This window comes from Shewanella aestuarii (assembly GCF_014647215.1).
Lineage (GTDB): Bacteria > Pseudomonadota > Gammaproteobacteria > Enterobacterales > Shewanellaceae > Shewanella > Shewanella aestuarii.
Window position 1 is genome coordinate 1 of the sequence record NZ_BMOT01000017.1, and the last position, 20,276, is coordinate 20,276.

At 40.7% G+C, this 20,276-nt stretch carries 16 protein-coding genes; 11 read left to right on the top strand and 5 right to left on the bottom strand.

The annotated features are described in order from the left end of the window. Positions 1–129: 129 nt before the first annotated feature. Positions 130–1,035, top strand: coding sequence for a LysR family transcriptional regulator (locus IEY03_RS16480; RefSeq protein WP_188843712.1), 906 nt, complete (start codon positions 130–132; stop codon positions 1,033–1,035). 4 nt (positions 1,036–1,039) lie between these two features. On the opposite strand, the gene IEY03_RS16485 is transcribed toward IEY03_RS16480, so the two are convergent. Continuing rightward, positions 1,040–1,927, bottom strand: a complete 888-nt coding sequence (locus IEY03_RS16485; protein WP_188843714.1) for a TIGR01777 family oxidoreductase — start codon at positions 1,925–1,927, stop codon at positions 1,040–1,042. A 75-nt stretch (positions 1,928–2,002) separates the two neighbouring features. Further along, positions 2,003–2,374 carry a dihydroneopterin triphosphate 2'-epimerase gene (folX, locus tag IEY03_RS16490; RefSeq protein ID WP_188843716.1) on the bottom strand — a complete coding sequence of 124 codons (372 nt, stop codon included), beginning with the start codon at positions 2,372–2,374 and terminating at the stop codon, positions 2,003–2,005. A gap of 88 nt (positions 2,375–2,462) precedes the next feature. Between folX and IEY03_RS16495 the strand changes: the two genes are divergently transcribed. The 9 genes from IEY03_RS16495 to IEY03_RS16535 all read left to right on the top strand — a co-directional run bounded on the left by IEY03_RS16495 (position 2,463) and on the right by IEY03_RS16535 (position 11,945). Beyond that, the gene (locus IEY03_RS16495; protein WP_188843718.1) at positions 2,463–3,629 is read left to right on the top strand and encodes an AI-2E family transporter; all 1,167 of its coding nucleotides are present in this window, start codon (positions 2,463–2,465) and stop codon (positions 3,627–3,629) included. Positions 3,630–3,683: 54 nt separating this feature from the next. Continuing rightward, a complete protein-coding gene (locus IEY03_RS16500) occupies positions 3,684–4,592 on the top strand; it encodes a class I SAM-dependent methyltransferase (RefSeq protein ID WP_188843720.1) in 909 nt (302 codons plus the stop codon). A gap of 659 nt (positions 4,593–5,251) precedes the next feature. Next, positions 5,252–5,410: a periplasmic nitrate reductase, NapE protein gene (locus IEY03_RS16505; protein WP_188843723.1), complete on the top strand. Its 159-nt coding sequence runs from the start codon at positions 5,252–5,254 to the stop codon at positions 5,408–5,410. A gap of 37 nt (positions 5,411–5,447) precedes the next feature. Beyond that, the gene (locus IEY03_RS16510) at positions 5,448–5,705 is read left to right on the top strand and encodes a chaperone NapD (RefSeq protein WP_188843724.1); all 258 of its coding nucleotides are present in this window, start codon (positions 5,448–5,450) and stop codon (positions 5,703–5,705) included. A 2-nt stretch (positions 5,706–5,707) separates the two neighbouring features. Beyond that, the gene (napA, locus tag IEY03_RS16515) at positions 5,708–8,197 is read left to right on the top strand and encodes a nitrate reductase catalytic subunit NapA (RefSeq protein WP_188843757.1); all 2,490 of its coding nucleotides are present in this window, start codon (positions 5,708–5,710) and stop codon (positions 8,195–8,197) included. 11 nt (positions 8,198–8,208) lie between these two features. After that, positions 8,209–8,679, top strand: a complete 471-nt coding sequence (locus tag IEY03_RS16520; protein WP_188843727.1) for a nitrate reductase cytochrome c-type subunit — start codon at positions 8,209–8,211, stop codon at positions 8,677–8,679. A gap of 20 nt (positions 8,680–8,699) precedes the next feature. Beyond that, positions 8,700–9,287: a cytochrome c3 family protein gene (locus IEY03_RS16525; protein ID WP_188843759.1), complete on the top strand. Its 588-nt coding sequence runs from the start codon at positions 8,700–8,702 to the stop codon at positions 9,285–9,287. A gap of 176 nt (positions 9,288–9,463) precedes the next feature. Next, the gene (locus IEY03_RS16530; protein WP_188843729.1) at positions 9,464–11,233 is read left to right on the top strand and encodes an ABC transporter substrate-binding protein; all 1,770 of its coding nucleotides are present in this window, start codon (positions 9,464–9,466) and stop codon (positions 11,231–11,233) included. Next, positions 11,220–11,945 carry a substrate-binding periplasmic protein gene (locus IEY03_RS16535; protein ID WP_188843731.1) on the top strand — a complete coding sequence of 242 codons (726 nt, stop codon included), beginning with the start codon at positions 11,220–11,222 and terminating at the stop codon, positions 11,943–11,945. The genes IEY03_RS16530 and IEY03_RS16535 overlap by 14 nt, the downstream gene beginning before the upstream one ends. A 38-nt stretch (positions 11,946–11,983) precedes the next feature. On the opposite strand, the gene IEY03_RS16540 is transcribed toward IEY03_RS16535, so the two are convergent. Further along, positions 11,984–12,988 (bottom strand): D-alanine--D-alanine ligase, encoded by a 1,005-nt coding sequence (locus IEY03_RS16540; protein WP_188843733.1) that lies wholly within the window; start codon positions 12,986–12,988, stop codon positions 11,984–11,986. 460 nt (positions 12,989–13,448) lie between these two features. On the opposite strand from IEY03_RS16540, the gene IEY03_RS16545 reads away from it, so the two are divergent. Next, positions 13,449–14,177, top strand: a complete 729-nt coding sequence (locus tag IEY03_RS16545; RefSeq protein WP_188843735.1) for a substrate-binding periplasmic protein — start codon at positions 13,449–13,451, stop codon at positions 14,175–14,177. A gap of 200 nt (positions 14,178–14,377) precedes the next feature. Here the strand turns inward: IEY03_RS16545 and recD are convergent, their stop codons facing one another. Both recD and IEY03_RS16555 read right to left on the bottom strand, forming a co-directional pair. Beyond that, positions 14,378–16,423, bottom strand: a complete 2,046-nt coding sequence (gene recD, locus IEY03_RS16550) for an exodeoxyribonuclease V subunit alpha (protein WP_188843737.1) — start codon at positions 16,421–16,423, stop codon at positions 14,378–14,380. A 1-nt stretch (position 16,424) separates the two neighbouring features. After that, positions 16,425–20,195, bottom strand: coding sequence for a UvrD-helicase domain-containing protein (locus IEY03_RS16555; RefSeq protein WP_188843761.1), 3,771 nt, complete (start codon positions 20,193–20,195; stop codon positions 16,425–16,427). Positions 20,196–20,276 lie beyond the last annotated feature (81 nt).

Sequence of the window (20,276 nt, forward strand, 5' to 3'; positions counted from 1 at the left end):
AACGCGCCTAGTATTGAAAACACGGTGAAGCTCTGAAACACGTATCTTCAAGTTGTTTGGGTATATATTTAAAGCTGATGTTATCTTATCTGTGTGGCTCTGATGACAAATAAAACCGAGGGATCACTCTTGTTAAATCAACAATGGTTAAGCACATTTATTACTTTAGTGGAACTTGGTCACTTTACTCAAACTGCAGAAAAGCTGTTTATGACTCAGCCCGGTGTGAGTCAGCATATCAAAAAGCTAGAGCATCAGGTGGGAACAGCCTTAATAAACCGTATTGGGAAGCGATTTGAGTTAACCGAGGCGGGAATGACTGTCTATGAGTATGCGCGTGATCTTCAACGTCAACAGCAGGAGTTGCTAACCCGTTTAAATGTGGATGAGCCTTTTGCTGGAGAATGTAAAATTGGTTGCTCTGGCTCGATGGCAGCGCTTTTATATCCATTTTTAATTAACGAGCAGCAAACTTACCCTGAATTAGTGATGCTACTAGAAGCTGGCCCCAATAAGCGAACGATAGACGGCATTTTATCTAATCAATTAGATTTGGGGATCGTGACCCAACAAGTTGTTCAAGCAGAACTGGTCAGTATTGATATCGGTAAACAATCATTGTGTTTAGTGCTTCCCAAATCTGTAGCCGGTAAGCCTATTGATGCTAACATAAACTTCGAATTATTAAGCCAACTTGGGATGATCGATCACCCCGATGCGACTTTTTATTGGCAGCAAATAAGTTCAGCATTTTTTAACTCAGATGCAAGTAAAAACATGAGAAAGTCAGGATATGTTAACCAGCTAAATCAAATCTTATTGCCCGTGGCTAAAGGTTTAGGGTTTACGGTGCTGCCAGAATTTGCGGTGCGCTGCTTTGCACAATTTGAAGATATTCAAATTGCATATATCGATAATGATAAACCTGTTATTTTGTTTGAGCCTTTATATTTAGTCCATAAACAACATCGTAAATTAGCCAATCGATATCAACGTATTATTCAGCTAATTGAGTCGCTCGTTAAAGCAGATTAAGGACTTAAACAACACTTTTTAATGCATCATCCACATCTGTAAACTGAAACGTAAACCCTTCCTTGAGTGCGCGAGTGGGGAACACGAATTGTCCTTCAGTTAGTAGCTCAGACATCTCACCCATGGCCAATCTTAAAGCAAGAGGTGGGGTAATGATTTTTGCTGGTCGATTTAAAGCTTTACCTAAAGCCTGTGAAAAAACCGCATTACTTACCGGATTTGGCGCAGTGGCATTATAAATCCCTTCAGCACTGGGGGTATTAAGCATCCAGATAATAAGCGCGACTAAATCATCTTGATGTACCCAGCTCATTCCCTGTTTACCTTTGCCTATGGGGCCACCGAGTCCAAGTTTAAAAGGCGGTAACATTTTGGCTAAAGCACCACCATTTTTACCTAATACTATGCCAATTCGTGGAATGCATACTCGTGTGGCCGCAGAGTGTGCCGCCAACGCCAACTGCTCCCATTTATGACAAATTTGATGACTAAACTCATCATGAAAACCACTATTTTCGTCGACAGGGGAATTGCCTTGTCTACCATAAAACCCGATTGCTGATGCGCTGATAAATGTTTTTGGTGGGATTTGACTCGATTTTATAAATTGGCTTATTTGCTGGGTAATATTCCAACGACTATTACAAATATACTGTTTTTGTTTTTTACTCCAGCGCTTAGCAACGATAGGTTCTCCCGCTAGATTAATCACCGCATCAAATTCGTCTAAATTGCTGAGTTGAGAAAGGTCTTCAATGTAAACATGTTGCTTGCCCAATACCTTCACTGCATTGTCTACATTACGAGAGAGAATGGTTAACTTGTGTTGCATCAGCTTGGCAACTAAATGTTTGCCAACAAAGCCTGTTGCACCGGTAATTAATATATTCATATATCCCTCACACCGTAAAATTAATCAATATCACTCATATATATCTACGCGTTGCTCATCTATATTGATCAATTATCAGCTAGCTGATTTTTGATAACTGAGCTCCATTGAAACAGAATCGGCAAATCTTAGGGCGTGGGGCTTGTCAATTTCGACACTGGCAAATTCAACCCAATCATGCTCGCTAGCAATAGCGAGAGTTTGATTGGTTAAGTTTTCCAGTAGTGAGAAGCGATTGTTTTCAATTAAAGCAATGATTTTTTTCGTGATAGTGCGATAATTAAGGGCATCGGCCACATTGTCGCTGTTTCGTGCTTTATCTGCACAATAATGGATCACGACATTGATAATGACATCTTGCTGATTTTGAATTTCATCTTCTTTGATCCCAATATAGGTGCGTAAACGAAGATTTTTTATGCGTATAATGGCAGTTTCTGGTTTCATAGCGTCTTCTAGTAATAAATATTGTTTTCAATAAGTAAGCTTAACATAACTAATTTAGGTCTTAGGTAGCAATAAGGATTTTTCTTCTATGAAGGGTATACATCAATCGTCTATGGCGATGCGTAGTTTTATCGTAATGGCGTGTGTTGTCATTGTGCTTGCAGGTATAAAGGCGGCGAGTCCGATAGTGGTTCCTTTTGTATTGTCAGCATTTTTAGCGATGATTTGTAATCCTGCGATTACCTTAATGTGCCGATTTAAAATCCCTAAAGCCTTATCTGTGATGCTGTTGATGTTATTTATCGTACTGCTAGGGCTTTGGTTAGCAAGCCTTGTGGGAAGTTCAATTAATGAGTTTTCAAAGCAGTTACCTGTTTATCGAGCCCAGCTCATTGAGCAGTTTGCATGGGTACTGGATAAATTACAGTCGTTCAATATTCATATTTCTCGCCAAAAAGTCTTAGAGTATTTCGACCCAGGCATGGCACTGAGTATGACAACGAATATGTTATCAGGCGTTGGCAGTGTGATGGCGAACCTTTTTTTGATTATTTTGACTATCGTATTTATGTTGTTTGAAGCACAGGATATGCCGAAAAAATTGCATTTAGCACTCGATGATCCAGATATGCGTTTAAAGCAAATCGATAAATTTTTACATTCTGTTAATCAATACATGGTGATCAAAACTTTAGTGAGTTTAGCGACGGGCATAATCGTTGGGATTGGTTTGTCGATAATTGGTATTGACTATGCTTTGCTATGGGCTGTGATTGCATTTCTGTTTAATTACATCCCCAATATTGGTTCTATTATTGCTGCAATTCCTGCCGTTTTACTGGCATTTATCCAATTTGGACCAGGAGCGGCTGGGGCTACAGGTTTGTTGTATTTAGGTACCAATATGGTAATGGGCAATGTAATTGAGCCTAAGTTTATGGGCAAGGGATTGGGCCTTTCTACACTAGTGGTGTTCTTATCGTTAATTTTCTGGGGCTGGTTATTAGGCTCAGTCGGCATGTTACTGTCTGTTCCACTGACTATGGTGGTTAAAATTGGTATGGAATCAAGTCAGTCAGGCATGTGGCTAGCGATATTATTAGCCGATAATGTTGAGGAGGCTGAAGATAAAATGACCGAGTTAGACGCTAATCCACATCAAGAGACAACACTCTTAGCGAATGACGCTGCCGTAAAACAGGAAAATACAGCAGAGTTAGATAACATAAGCGAAGCAAACCACAGAAATAGCTAGATAAAGATTAAATTCTTCTAGCCAATTGATACTTCAAGAGAATAAAGCATATTTATGTCTGGACTAATTTTAGCGCTTAACGAGTTTACTTTTAATAATGAAGTACAACGAATTTTTCATGGCCGTGGCGGCTTATATAAAGGGGAAGAGCATCTGTGTTTAGACTGGTATCCTCCGGTGCTTTTGCTGACAAGCTTTAGATCATTAGATGACGCGCAGCAGCAGTCATTGTTCAGTGCTATTAGTCTTAAAGTTGAAACCTTGAGGCCTGAACACGCTGTTAATTTAGTATTTCAACATCGCAGTGGCGGACAAACTGTTACGGATTTAATCAGTGGTGAAGTGCCTGAACATCATGTCGTAAACGAAAACGGAGCCTTGTTTAACGTTCATATTTTACGTGGTCAGAATCACGGTTTATTTTTGGATATGGCGAACGGGCGCAAGTGGGTAAAAGACCATGCAAAGCATAAAAATGTGCTTAATTTATTTGCATACACTTGTGGTTTTTCCATTGCGGCATTGCAAGGCGGGGCTGATGAAGTTGTCAATATGGACATGAGCAAAGGTGCGCTTAGCATAGGTAAGCAAAATCATGTGCTTAATGATCTCCCCCATGGTGCTCGTTACTTAGGTCATGATATTTTTAAATCTTGGGGCAAATTAACAAAATTAGGTCCTTATGACTTAATTATTGCCGATCCACCAAGTAATCAAAAAGGCAGCTTTGTCGCTACCAAAGACTATGAACGTTTGTTAAAACGTTTACCAAGTTTACTGGCAGAAGGTGGGGAGGTGTTGTTGTGTTTAAATGCTCCTGAGTTGAGCTGTGACTTTTTAATGCAACAAGTCGCAACCACGGCGCCACAACTGAAGTTTATCGAACGTATTGCTAACCCAATTGTGTTTGCTGATATTGATGAACAAAAATCGTTAAAAGTATTACGTTACGTTCATATTTAACTTAATCTCGCCCTTGATAATCTTTATCGAGGGCAATCTAGGGTTGTTGACCTTTCACGGTTAAATTTGGTTCGAGATAGAACCGTTTTAGGCATGGCAAGGAGTATGTAGCTCAGCAATCTAAGTAAATACTTCTTAACAAAGCATAAGACAATTTTAGCCGAAGCCTTCGGGCAGCCTTTGTGATTCATTTCTACTCCATTATCGGCTTTTTATGTAGGCTAGCTAAACGTCAAAGTATCTACCTTGTATAAATTTCCCACAAAGCGCTGCAAAAAATAGCTTAAAAGGTCAACAGCCCCTAGTCATTTAGCTCCATCAAAAAATTATTCATAAATCATCACATCTTAAATACAGATCACACTTTTCTTTATCTTTGAATCTATCTCACACGGATTTGTGAAATTACCGTTAACTTACACTATGCTTGTTGGCGTGGATTTGTTGTTTAAATCATTTTCTTTAATCGATGTTTGCGTTTAGAAACTGAGAGTTGAGTAATAGTTCGATAATTTTGATGATCTAGATCAACTAAACACTTGTTTACCAATTTGTGAGTATATAGATCACAATTTGTTTAACGATAGAATTCATGTAAATCGAACAAATGACAAAAACCAATAGTTTATGTCGTCATTGTAACCACTCTTGGAGGCTCCATGAGTAAAGAAAACGCAAGTGAAAAAAGTTTAGAATTGAAAATCTTCATTTTCTTGACTGTATTTCTCGCCCCCATTTTATCAGTACTGCTTGTTAGTGCCTTGGGATTTAGCATCTGGTTTAGCCAAATTTTAACGGGTCCACCAGGCGTAAGTTAATATAAAAATAAATAATAAATTGATGTGAGTGTAATTAATGAGCAATGAACTTCACGTAACCAGTTTAATTGTCCAAGTTCAACCAGACAAAATGGCTGACGTAAGACAACAAATAATGGCAATCGAAAACGCAGAGCTTTCAGCAAACAACGAAGTTAAATTAGTTGTTGTTATTGAAGGACCTAGCCAAAAATCACTAATGGATGATATATCGACCATTAATGCATTACCTGGCGTGTTATCTGCAACCATGGTTTACCACCAAAGTGAAGAGCTTGAAGAAGGTGAGATATGAAAATGAATAGACGTGATTTTATGAAAGCCAATGCCGCTATGGCTGCGGCAAGTGTTGCCGGGTTAGCACTACCCGCTGCAGCAAGTAACTTAATTACAAGCTCTGAACAAACCAAATTAGAATGGAACAAGGCACCTTGTCGTTTTTGTGGTACGGGTTGTTCGGTAATCGTGGCAACACGTGATGGTAAAGTGGTTGCTACCCATGGTGATGCAAAGTCCGAAGTCAACAAGGGCCTAAATTGTATCAAAGGCTACTTCCTCTCCAAAATTATGTATGGTCGTGACCGCATCCAAACGCCAATGTTACGCATGACCGATGGTAAGTACGACAAACATGGTGAATTTACTCCAATCAGCTGGGATCAAGCATTTGATACCATGGCTGAAAAATGGAAAGCAACCATAAAGGCTAAAGGTCCTACTGCTGTAGGTATGTTTGGTTCTGGCCAATGGACAGTATTTGAAGGTTATGCCGCGGTTAAATTAATGAAAGCCGGTTTTGGTTCAAATAACATTGACCCTAATGCTCGACACTGTATGGCTTCGGCTGTAGTCGGTTTCATGCGTACTTTTGGTATGGATGAGCCTATGGGCTGTTACGATGATATGGAAGTGGCTGACGCTTTTGTATTATGGGGCTCAAACATGGCAGAAATGCATCCAATTCTTTGGACGCGTGTCACTGACCGCCGTTTAAGCGCACCACATGTTAAAGTTGCCGTATTATCTACGTTTGAACATCGCTCGTTTGATTTAGCAGACTTACCAATAGTATTTACACCTCAAACTGACCTTGCAATCTTAAACTTTATCGCGAACTACATTATTCAAAATGATAAAGTTGACAAAGATTTTATTAGCAAACACGTTAACTTCCGCAAAGGCACGACTGACATTGGTTATGGCCTGCGTCCGACTCACCCACTTGAACAGCAAGCTAAAAATATTGCCACTGCAGGTGATTCAACGCCAATAGATTTTGAACAGTTTAAGAAGTTTGTTGCTGATTACGATGTTAAATCTGTCAGTAAGTTATCAGGCGTACCTGAGCATAAGCTGATTGAACTGGCTGAACTTTATGCTGATCCAAGTAAGAAAGTGACCTCTTTCTGGACTATGGGTTTCAACCAACACACTCGCGGTGTATGGTGTAACAACCTGATTTATAACATCCATTTATTAGTAGGTAAAATTTCCACTCCAGGTAACAGCCCGTTCTCATTAACAGGCCAACCATCGGCGTGTGGTACAGCACGTGAAGTGGGAACTTTCTCACATCGCTTACCAGCCGATATGGTTGTAACTAATCCAGAACATAGAGCTACAGCAGAAAAAATCTGGAAAATTCCAAGCGGGATTATTCCACCAAAACCAGGTTATCACGCAGTAGAGCAAAATCGTCGTTTAAAAGATGGTGATTTAAATTGTTACTGGGTACAAGTCAATAACAACATGCAAGCCGCGCCTAATATGAATGAAGAAGGTTTACCAGGTTACCGTAATCCTGAAAACTTCATCGTAGTGTCAGATGCTTATCCAACAGTTACCACGCAAGCTGCTGACTTAATTTTACCTGCGGCAATGTGGGTCGAAAAAGAGGGGGCTTACGGTAATGCTGAACGCCGCACTCAATTCTGGCACCAACTAGTACGCGCTCCAGGTGAGTCAAAGTCAGATATGTGGCAGTTGATGGAGTTTGCAAAGCGATTTACCACAGATGAAGTGTGGCCTGCTGATGTGTTAAAAGCGAATCCGCAATTTAAAGGTAAAACGTTATACCAAGTCTTATATCAAAACGGCAATGTGGACAAGTTCCCAATGTCAGATTCAGATCCAAAGCATCTGAATGATGATGGTGAACATTTTGGTTTCTACGTGCAAAAAGGTTTATTCGAAGAATATGCAACCTTTGGCCGCGGCCATGCTCATGATTTAGCTGACTTTGATGTTTACCACAAAGAGCACGGTTTACGTTGGCCTGTAGTGAATGGTGTCGAGACTAAATGGCGATACCGTGAAGGTGCGGATCCTTATGTTAAACCAGGTAAAGGTTTCGAGTTTTATGGTAAGCCAGATGGTAAAGCGGTTATTTTTGCCCTGCCGTATGAGCCACCTGCAGAATCACCAGACGAAGAGTTCGATATTTGGTTATCAACAGGTCGAGTATTAGAACATTGGCATTCAGGTTCAATGACTCAGCGTGTACCAGAGCTTTATAAAGCATTCCCTGATGCCGTGTGTTTTATGCATCCTGATGATGCGAAAAAGCGTGGTTTGCGTCGTGGTGATGAAGTCAAAGTGATATCTCGTCGTGGTGAAATTAAAACCCGTGTTGAAACTCGTGGTCGTAATAAACCGCCAGTAGGATTGGTATTCGTACCTTGGTTTGATGCTAGCCAGCTCATTAATAAAGTCACGTTAGATGCGACAGATCCATTGTCAAAGCAAACAGACTTTAAAAAATGTGCGGTTAAGATTGTTAAGGCCTAAGGAGAATAACCATGAATGCTCGTAAATTGATATCTATGGTAGCGCTATTAGGTTTGTCCTTTGGGATAATGGCTGCCAGTGTACCTGAAGAAAGAATCGCTACTTTACGTTTAGCGCCGTTAAATGTTGAACCAACGCCACCGGCAATGCAGCAAGTGATCAACACTGATGTGAAACAAGTGCGCAACTATCCAATGCAGCCACCTGTTATTCCACACAAGATTGATGGCTATCAGATCGATCTTAAAGTGAATAAGTGTATGCAGTGCCATGCTCGTACTAGCACAGGCCATTCACAAGCGCCTATGGTAAGTGTGACCCATTATATGGATCGCGATAATAACTTCTTGGCAGAACTTTCTCCTCGTCGTTATTTCTGTACCCAATGTCACGCACCGCAATTAGATGCAAAACTACTGGTTGAAAATGACTTTGTAGATATTGACCATCTGATTAAAGCGACAGAACCTGCTAAGCATTAGGAGCGATTATGTTGGCTAAATTGTTTGAAAAACTGAAGTTAGTTTGGACGGTAGTTAATCGTCCAAGCGTTCACTACAGTCTTGGGTTTTTGACATTAGGTGGTTTCGTGGCAGGGGTTATCTTTTGGGGTGGATTTAACACTGCTCTAGAGGTGACCAACCAAGAGAAATTCTGTATTGGTTGCCATGAAATGGAAAACAACGTCTATCAGGAATTACAAAGTACGATCCACTTTACTAACCGTAGTGGTGTACGTGCAACTTGTCCTGATTGTCATGTTCCCCATAACTGGACTGATAAAATTGCCCGTAAAATGCAGGCTTCTAAAGAAGTTTGGGGTAAAGTCTTCGGCACGATCAATACTCGTGAAAAATTTGAAGGTAAGCGCCGTGAATTGGCAGAGCATGAGTGGGATCGTTTAAAAGCCAATGATTCGCTTGAATGTCGTAACTGTCATAACTTCGATTACATGGATTTCACTCGTCAATCTAAGCGTGCATCTCAAATGCATTCTACCTCGCTGGCAAGTGGTGAAAAAACTTGTATCGATTGTCATAAAGGTATCGCCCATCAATTACCTGATATGGCCGGTGTAGAAGGCTTCTAAAATAAGTCATTATTTTGCAATATTGAAAAGACCAGCTTGCTGGTCTTTTTTATGTCAAAAATTCAATATAAGTCTCGCTTAGGTGCTCGTCTTTTTATTTTTCAACTATGATTAATTTGTTTTAGTTAACTATTTCTTCTGATTTAGCTATTTTCGACACGAGGGATTTTATCAGCGTGAAATTACCTTTATTGAATGTTAGTAAAATATTGTTGGCCATCTTGTGGGCGTTATGCGCAATTTCAGCGCAGGCTCAAATAGACACAACATCCTCAAAAATGAGTCAAAATGATGGCAAATTAATCGCCGTTGCTATGAACTCGAACATTCCAGATTGGATAACGCAAGAGTTACAACCCAGCACGCTATCATTAAGCCAGCAGCAACAAGAGTTGCAGTGGTTTAAATCTCAGGCAGTGCCTTTTGCTGGTTTAACGATTCGTGTTGTGTCTGAACATATTGATACCCATGTTTATGAATCTGAAGTGCTTGCAAAAGCATTTTATGACTTAACTGGAATTCATGTCATCCATGAACTAACTGGAGAAGATGATGTTATAAAAAAAATATCGGCACAAATGGTAACGGGTTTAAACTTATATGATGCTTACATAAACGATAGTGACCTTATAGGGAGTCATTCTCGTAGTGGCGCGATCACCACGATATCAGAACTGCTAACATTCGAATTTGGTCAATATACTTTACCTACACTGGATTTAAATGACTTTATTGGCTTACAGTTTACCAGTGATCCCTTTGGGGTCATTTATCAATTACCCGATCAACAATTTGCTAATTTATATTGGTATCGTAGCGATTGGTTCGAGAATTCAAACTTTAAATCTCAATTTAAGCTGCAATATGGTTATGAATTAGGCGTTCCGCAAAATTGGCAAGCCTATGAAGATATCGCGCGCTTTTTTAGCGAAGATATCAACACTATTGATGGTATTCGAATTTATGGCCATATGGATTATGCAGCGACAGATCCTTCTCTAGGATGGCGGATATCAGATGCGTGGCTGTCCATGGCTGGAGTGGGTGATGTCGGATTACCCAATGGTCTGCCTGTCGATGAGTGGGGGATTAGAGTTGAGCACTGTCATCCAGCAGGTGCGAGCGTTGCCAGAGGTGGGGCGCTAAACAGTCCTGCAGCCGTATATGCCATAGAAAAATTTGTTGATTGGCTTAAGTATGCCCCTGATGAAGCGAAATCGCTAACTTTTTCAGAAGCTGGAAAATGGTTAGCGACCGGTAAAATTGCCCAGCAAATATTTTGGTATTCAGCGTTTGTTGGTGATTTAAATCGTCCTAATTTACCCATTATGGATGCTCAAGGTTTCCCTAAATGGAAAGTGGCTCCATCGCCTGTAGGTAAGTACTGGAAAAAAGGTATGAAATCAGGCTACCAAGATGCAGGCTCGTGGACATTTTTGAAAAACACCCCTAAAGAAAGGCAAATAGCGGCTTGGTTATATGCACAATTTTTGGTATCAAAATCGGTTTCGTTGAAAAAAACCTTAGTGGGATTCACCCCCATTCGTTTGTCAGATCTTGAATCAAATGTCATGAGTGAAAAAGCCCCTTACCTTGGTGGCTTAGTCGAGTTTTATCGCAGCAATGCTAGAAATGTTTGGACCCCAACGGGCAGTAATGTTCCCGACTATCCCAATATGGCCGGCTTTTGGTGGCAATATGTCAGTAAAATTGTTGATGGCACCTATAGCGCTAAACAAGGCTTAGATGCCTTTGCTAAACGAGTCGATGAACATTTAGCCCAACTTGAACAAACCATGGTTAATGCCAAGTGCGCCCCAAAAATGAATCCGATTAAAGATGAAGCATGGTGGTTATCTCAACCAGGTTCACCTAAGCCAATAAATCAACAAGTGATAAAAGGCCAGACATTGCCCTATGAGGAGGCTATTCGTGTTTGGAACTAAGTTACTATTAATCACATTACTATCAATGTATTCACTGAGGGTATTCCCTGCGGATAAATTGACCTTAATCACTTATTCTGAGGTGCCTTTTGCTACTCAAGAAGGGAATAACAAAAAAGGTCTAGTCATTGAGTTTATTAATGCTTTATTCAAGCAAACAGATCTTGAATATGACATTGTATTTTTGCCACTTAAGCGTGGTATGTCGATGGCAGAATCCGACCTCAATACTTGTGTTCTACCCATAGAGCGTAACCAACATCGTGAAGTTCACTACACTTGGATTGGGCCTGTGATGATTTCTCGATACGGATTATTCAGTGTCGACCAGTCGCAACCACAATTAGCTTCCTTAAGTGATGCAAAGTTAGCCAGTATTGGCAGTTTTTTGGGCAGCGGCATAGGTGAGTATTTGACCCACTTTGGTTACCAAGTTGATTTAACCAACAATGACAACTTGAATGTTAAGAAATTACAACGGGGAAGAATTGATTTTTGGGCGGCGGATCTTGTTAGTGCTAAAGCGATAATGGCTGATAATGATGCCGATTTTGGCGAGCCTAAAATCATTTTTTTTACATCGATAAGAGCAATGGCTTGCCATATTGATTTACAGGTTGAAACTCAAAATAAACTCAACCATGCGTTACTGCATTTGTATAAAAGTGGTTATATGGCTGAGTTGCATCAAAAATACGGTTTAGCATTATGAGGCTATCTATGGGTTAGCCTCATATAAACCAGCAAGACTTAGCTTAATTGTGACTCGATAATTTCGGTTAAATAGGTACTAAAATCATGTCCGTGGTGCTCTAACATTTTTGGAAACATCGAAATGGGGGTTAACCCAGGGAAGGTATTAATTTCATTCAATAAAATTTGATTGTCTGCGGTTAAAAAGAAATCAATTCTCGATAAATGGCGTAGCTTTAAACCTTTAAATGCTTTAATAGCATAGGCACGAATTTGATCGCTAATGTCATCAGCAATATTAATCGCTTCAATATAGGTTTTAGCTTTGCTGTCGGTGGCGTATTTTTCATCAAATGTGTAAAAGTTATTAGTATCACATACAATTTCACCTGGCTTGGTCGCCACAATTTCTCCTTGATACTCATATACGGCAACTTCCAGTTCTCTAGCCACAATGGTTTGTTCAACAACTACGTAAGGAGAGTAGCCGAATGCCTCTTTTAATATGTTGGCGATGTCAGCTTTATTGTCTACTTTATAGCACCCCACAGAAGAGCCCTGAGAAGCGGCTTTAATAAATAATGATCCCCATTTATCAAATGCTGCATTAGCTTGTGCTATGGCTTCATCATCATATTGGTGCAAGAAAATATAGGGGGTATTTGGGACGCCTAAAGCGCTAAACCACATTTTTGCGGTAATTTTATTAAAGCAATTGCTGGATGCTTCTGACTCACAGCCGAAGTAAGGTAATTGAATTAAATTAAAATAAGATTGGATATCACCCGTTTCAGCAGGGTAGCCATGAATACAGGGAATAACATAATCAACTGGCCAAGCGGGAATGGCATCATCTTCAAAACGCACTTCACGGCGGTTTGTTAATTCACACACTTTACCGTCTTGGGTTTTATAATGTCCTTGTTTATCTAGCTCTAAGCGTAATACCGAGAATTTATCTGACTTTGCTAGCGATGATTCAAAAAACTTAACCGACATCAATGATATATCGTGCTCAGCGCCACCACCGCCACATAAAAGTAGCAGATTTATTTTGGGCATGATTACTCCTAAAAAGAAAATATTGGGCTAGATAAATGCGCCCGAAAATGACCTGCTTATGATAAAGATCCAATGAGGGGTATGGCAAGTAAGGGTTAAGAATTATTTAAGCTCAACTCGGATAAAAGGTGAATAAAACAGATTGGCATGGTTTACATACGATTTGTTACATTGAAATTTGCACTGTTAGCTGATCATAGGACGAGTTGACGCGTCAATGATAAGTCAATTTCGAGTGAATGCAGCGACTTAGCGATGCAAAACCTTGTTTGATATACATTTATCCATCGAATAGAGACTATTGAGCCATTAAGTATTAAAACTGAGGACTCGGTAGTGATACCGAGCTCAATAAGTGTATCCTAACATCTGGTGTTAAAAAATTGTTGTGACTCATGGTCTTTACTATTATAAAGTTAACCAATTGATTTTTCGGAGGCGTTGTATTGACGTGGTTGGGATGAAAAAATATTTAGTGTTATTATTTGCTTCCTTGCTGGCATGCAACGTTTCGGCTGCAGAGAAAATTGTTTTTTTTACTGAAAGTTATCCGCCATTTCAATCTATGAATGAACGAGGAGAGCTAGTTGGGTGTTCGATAGACATTTTGGCGGCACTTCAGAAGCATATAGACTTTGTTATTGATATTCAGATGATACCTTGGGGACGTGCTTATCGGGATGCTAAACATCAACCGAATACATTCATTTTTACCATTGGTAAAACAAAGAATAGAATGAATTATTTTATTTGGGTCGATGATTTATATTGGGTTCAAGATGCCCTATATAAAAAGAAAGGCCGAAATGATATTACTATTGCCTCTATTGCAGATGCCAGTCGTTATAGCATTGCTATTCCACGTGCAGACGTTGCCTTAGAAAGGCTAAATCTTAATTCTGACTCAGAAAATGTCTACTTTGTATCAGATCAGACTCGTGCACTACAAATGCTTAATTATGACCGCGTTGATTTACACTACAACAACACTATAGGCTTTAAAGAGGAAGTTAAACTCAGTGGCTTTACTGAAGATAACTTTGAAATTGCTTATACCGTTAATAATATGCAACTAGGAATTGCTACGCATTTGCAAACCGACCCTAAATTAATCCATCAACTTCGTCAGGCTATGATTGATATTCGACATTCTGGAGAGCTGGACGTCATTAATAATAATTGCTTTTAGTAAACAAGCTTGCTCGGGTTAATTAATGCATATCAACCCGTTTTTGCTCAGTTAACTGTAATTCATTTACTTTTAATAGACTCGCTATAGATCCGCAATATTATCAACACAAAGTTCAGTTTAACTTTAAGTGATTGAATATTAATTTGTTAATTGTTGTTTATTCAGCAATTAACCCGAGCGAACCGTAAATAGCATCCCTACGCCTTGGTGTCACCATCCCATAATCTTATTGCTAAACCCGATGAGCGTAGGGTGATTTGTTTCGCGCAACGTTCAAAAACCGCAGCACTGCCCAAACAATAAAAATGATTTTTAGCGCGGGTAATGGCGGTGTAAAGCAATTCTTTAGTCAGTAATTGCCACTGTGCAATACTAGGGCGCGGTGGCAGTACAAAACTCACTTGATCAAACTCGCTGCCTTGCGATTTATGTACTGTCATCGCAAAACAAGTATCATGTTTAGGTAGTCTTGCAGGTAACACTTTTAATAAACTGCCATCAGCTTGAATGAAATGTGCCATTAAGCGTTTAGGGTTGTGTTGATCTTGTAATATTAAGCCGATATCGCCATTAAATAGGCCCAAATTGTAATCATTATTTTGAATGATAATCGGCCGACCAAGATAGAATTCCTGTTTAGAGTCGATAAGTTTTGCCTGACGTAAACTGTCGGTAATCGCTAAATTCATACCTTCAACCCCGTATTCAGATGCGCGCATGGCACATAACATACGATATTGATTATATTGTTCAATAATCTGTTCAGCACCATAGATTGCAGTATTAGGTAAATTATTTGCAAACACACCTTGATTGAATTGGATCATTTGCAAATATGGCTGATAAGCGCTCACAGATAAGGCGAGTAATTGCTGCTTGCCAGAGTTTTCTTGGTGAGTATTGATTTGGTGCTCAAACCAATTCAGTTCGTTATAACCGTGGCGCCAAACCTGGCGAATTTTTGCAATGTCAGTGCTATTGACTGCATTGGCTAATTGACCAATTCCGGCATCCCCTTTAAAGCGATGGCTATGCATTAACATACACAGGCTATCACCAAATAAGCTTTTATTATCAATAAACTGACTGACATCTTGTTGGGTTAATCGCTGGATATGTTTTGCTTGTTCTGGGCTGTATCGCATACGCCAGCTGGAGCTATCTATTTGGTTTTCAATTGGTCTTGCGACCTGTAAACCCTGACAAATATCGGCTAACACGGCCCCCGCTTCTACAGATGCAAGTTGATCTTGATCGCCGAGTAAAATTAATCTGGCATGAGTAGGTAAAGCACTGAGTAACTTATACATCATAGGTAAATCGACCATAGAGGCTTCATCAATAACCAGTAAATCAAGGCGCAAAGGATTATCTTTGTTATGCCGAAAATGGTGTGAATGTGGAATAACCCCTAATAATCGATGCAGAGTTGCTGCCTCTTCGGGAATGGCTTCTAAAGCCGTTAGTAAGGCTTGAGGCTGGCAGTTGTCATTGAGACTTTGTCTTAGGCGGTTTTTAGAGGCTTTAATTGACTCACTTAGTCTGGCTGCGGCTTTACCTGTTGGCGCAACTAACCTGATGGTCATATTTTGTTGCGTCAATAACAGCAATAATAATTTAGTCACAGTGGTTGTTTTACCTGTGCCAGGTCCGCCGGTTATTACCGCTAGTGCTTTGGTTAATGCCGTTGCTGTTGCAATTTTTTGCCAATCAAATTGGCCGTGATGATGAGGCTCTTGTGGAAATAAATCATCCAAAAAACCAGGTAGCAAAGGGTTGTCGGCATTAACATTTACCTGGGTTAACTGGAGTAACTTTTGCGCGACCTGGGTTTCAAAAAAATAGTACTTATTCAGATATAGCCTATCAAACTCAATAATCATCGGGGTATTGTCCCCAGGTTGACCAATGGCGTTAAACGCACTGATTTGAGTAATCAACTCAGTATGACTTTGCTGGATCTGGCACGAGGATGCCGTTGCTATTGCAAATGGATGTGTGCCAATGTCTTCAGCCATTGGGTTGTCTAGCACAATATTGTTCAACACAAGGCAACTGTGTTGGTTGGATAATTGCTGGCTGAGTAAAGTGCAGATCAATAAAAATAAAGGGTAGCATTCATCCGCTGCGTCAATATGCTCAATCTCGGCTAATTCCAGCGCAAAATGCCTGTCTAATGCAGTGATTAATTTCGCGTCTTGCCATTTTTTTAGCAAAGTGTTCATTGGCTGAGTTGTTATCATACTATGCCTGCTCCATTTCAACGTCTATGGCATGATTGTCACTTGCAGCTTGGGAAAATAGCGCATCAAGTTGTTCAATTAAAAGTGCATCTGGCTTGTCAAAGAATACCCCAGAACCGACAGTGTTAGGACTCATGCCACGTAAGAACAAATAAAAACATCCACCAATATGCTGATTGTAATCATAATTAGGCATCCGCAGCCTTAAATAACGGTGTAATGCTAGGGTGTAGAGTATGTACTGCAAATTATATCTATGGCTGTTAATAGCTTGGGCCATCGCATTTGGGTTGTAATCTTGCAGCTGGTGGCCTAAATGGTTGGATTTATAATCGGCGATAAAGAATTGCCCCTGATGTTCAAAGGTTAAATCGATAAAGCCCTTTAACATGCCTTTGAGGGTGTCAAAACTAAAATCATTAGCATAGCCATATTGGCCTAATAAGCTATTAAGCTGTGCGGCTTGCAGTTGATTAATTGGCAGGTAAAACTCCATTTCAACTAAGGTGTGTTGAGGCGATAATTGCTGTAAACACACCTGTGATAGATCGGGTTTTATTAATGGCGTGGCGAGAATTTCCTGATACCAGTCCATTAATGGGGCTAACCAAAGTTGTTGATCAAATCCGTATTGTTGCATGGCCTTGATTAACGCCGGTTGTAACGCGGTTTCTGCTTGAGTGAAATCGAACAGTTCCAAGACTAAATGCATAAAACTGCCCGCGTTAGCTCCGCGCTCAAAACTAAATCGGTCTAATACTTGAGCTGTAATGGGGCTAATTTCAGCCAGTATCTCTTCACTGAAATCTTCATCATCAGCACCTGGGGCGGTTTTTTCATGGGGAAGGTGCTTAACCAATCCAGAATAACTGCCCACCCTCCAAGGTAAGCCCAATTTTCTACTGCTGTTTTTTGCCACAAAGGTTTGTTGTGTGTCGTGATTGTCGCTCAATACCTGAGTGCCAATATTGTCGGCTACATTTTCAACGCCAATTGCATCAATTGTGGCAAGTTGGGCCACTTTTGCTGCCATTTGTTCACCGTCGCAACTTTTGTCGGTGATCCCCAACAAATAGCCGATGGCGGTTTCATGTAATTGGGAACTGATCCCAGCTTTTAACATTCGTGATTGGTTGGCTATATATAAATAACATGCATAAACCGGTCGTGTTAATGCAACATAAAGTAGGCGTAAATCTTCAGCAAGTGCTTCGCGCTTGTATTGTTCCCAGCCCTCGTCACTGCCATGAATATCCCAGATTAATTGGCCATTATTGTGATAAAGCATAGGTTCTGGGCGTCGATTTGAACCGCGGGCTAAACTGATAAACGGCACAAAACAAATAGGGTACTCAAGCCCTTTTGATTTATGAATGGTGACAATCTGCACCAGATTTTGCTCACTTTCCAAACGAAGTTGTTGCTCGTCTTGACCTTGATTACCCAGTAATTGTTGTTCAAACCAGTTGATTAATGCGCTGCTACCATCTACTTCTGTGGCTTTTTGCTGTAATAGCTCACCAAGGTGGCGAAAGTCTGTTAAACGGCGCTCACCCGAGGCACTAATACTGATAAATTCATCATCATCGCTAGTGCTAGAAGCCAACTCAGCCAATGGCTGTGCAGTATTGTTGCTAACGTCATCGCTAGTGGTCGGTTTTGCAAGCAGTCGGTGCACTAAACGCGTGTCATTCGCTAAGCTTAGTAATGCTGGCATAATGCCATTTGATAACCACAACTGATGCCAATGGTTAAACAAATCGAGCACTTTTTGGCGCAGGGTTTCATCTTGATTAAATTGATGAATATGAATCGCGTTGTATCCCATAAGCTCTGTGGCCAGCGCGGCACGAATAGCTCGCTCATCTTTAGGATTGGCAAGGGCTCGTAAAATAAGCGCAATTTCTCTGGCTTCAGTGGTATCAAATACACTGTCACGGCTTAGAAATACCGCGCCGATATTTCGGGCACTTAATGCCGCTTTCACTACGGCTGCCTCATTGCGGTCACGCACTAATACGGCAATGTTTTTAGCAATTAAGGGCTCACCATTAATGCTGCACAGGCCTGACTGTGCTTCAGTCAGTAAACGGGTGATTTCAGCCGCAGTATCATTGGCTAGGATCTGTCTTGCACTGGTTTTATTGAGTCCGCTTTCAGGGTCTTCCTTGAGTAACTTAATTCTCAGTGCGGCAGTCTGCTCACTGGCCTCAAGTAATATTTTATTGCGCGCTGATTGAGGTGTTTTTACGGCATCATAGGGAATGGCTGCGCTGATAAAAGGGTCATGGTGTTGCTTGAATAATTGATTTACACCCTCTACTAATTGCGCTGATGAGCGATAATTAGTGTCGAGATTATAATGCGCTTGGGTTTGATTGCGGGCGTTGATGTAAGTGAAAATATCTGCACCACGAAAAGCGTAAATGGCTTGCTTAGGATCACCAATCATCAACATACCTAATGCCGATATACCGCCACTTTGTTGGTGCTCAGATTGCTCAGAGAGGTTTTGCACATCATGGCCAGTTATCGCCGATAAGTCGGGCGTTTGATAGACGGTGCTAAAAATCTGAAATTGTAACGGGTCAGTATCTTGAAACTCATCGATTAAGGCTATTGGAAAACGTTTTGCTATGGCGCTTGGTAGTGTATCTGCATTGTTTTCAAGCGCTTTGGCCAAGCTTGTTAGCAGGTCGTCCGGCGTCATTAAGTTGCGCTGTTGTTTTTGCTCAATAAAACGTTGTTTAATTCCGGCCTGAGCACGCACTAAAAACGCTGGGATCACCTCATCGATTAAAGCCGCTAATCGTTCAATATGATCGAGTAATGGTGCATCCTGGGCTGATGGGATCTCACCGCCTTTATTGAGTTTTAGCTCGGATAAAGCCAGATGCTCCATCGGTTTTTGCGGCGGTAAACCTTGGCCGTAACTTACCCAGTTGGTTAATTCATCAAACAAGAGTTGTAGTTTGGGATAACCATCGGTCTTTTTGCCAAATCGCTGACCATTCAATGGCAGTTGATTTAATAGGGCAAAGGTGGCCTCTTGCTCAACAGGCCAGCGCAGTTTAAAGCGCTGCAAACTTTGGATTAACGACTCAGACAGGTTGATAAAATCTTCTGGCGTATCAGAAGGTGTTGCCTGACTTGCTCCCAGCAGTGCTCGTACCTTGTGGGCTAATTTTTCGGGTTCGCCAAAGGTATTGCTGATTTGCTGGGCGAGTAACAAAGGTAGCGGGTAACAGGCTTCACGCCAGAAGTCCCGTACCGCGTGATGTAGGTATTCGCTATCATCTAAGGTGAATTCTGATTCAAATAGCAATGATGATTCGAATGCCATATCGGCAAGAATACGCTGACAAAATCCATGAATGGTAAAAATTGCACCTTCATCTAGGGATTTAAGCGCCAAATCTAGGCGTTTTAATCCAATGGCGTGCTCACTTTCAGGGATATCATCATAAAGTTGCTCAATAAAATGATCTTGCGTCACCACACCTAAAAAACGTTTGTAAGCAATCTGAATACGTTTACGGATCCGATCTCGTAACTCTTCTGTCGCGGCATTGGTAAAGGTGACCACTAAAATTTGCTCACAGAGCAGCGGTGCCTGACCACCATGTCCTAGCAATAAACGTAAATATAAACCTGAAATAGTGTAGGTTTTTCCTGTACCGGCACTGGCTTCAATTAAGCTGGTTCCGCTAAATGGCAAATGAAGCGCATCGAGTGCTGACACGGTTATATTAGCTGGTTTGGCATTATTCATAAGCAGTGCGTCTTGCTCCAATACAGGGTAACGGCCATTGGCAAAATGTTGGATTAATTGATAAAGCAGCAAAGTATGCCA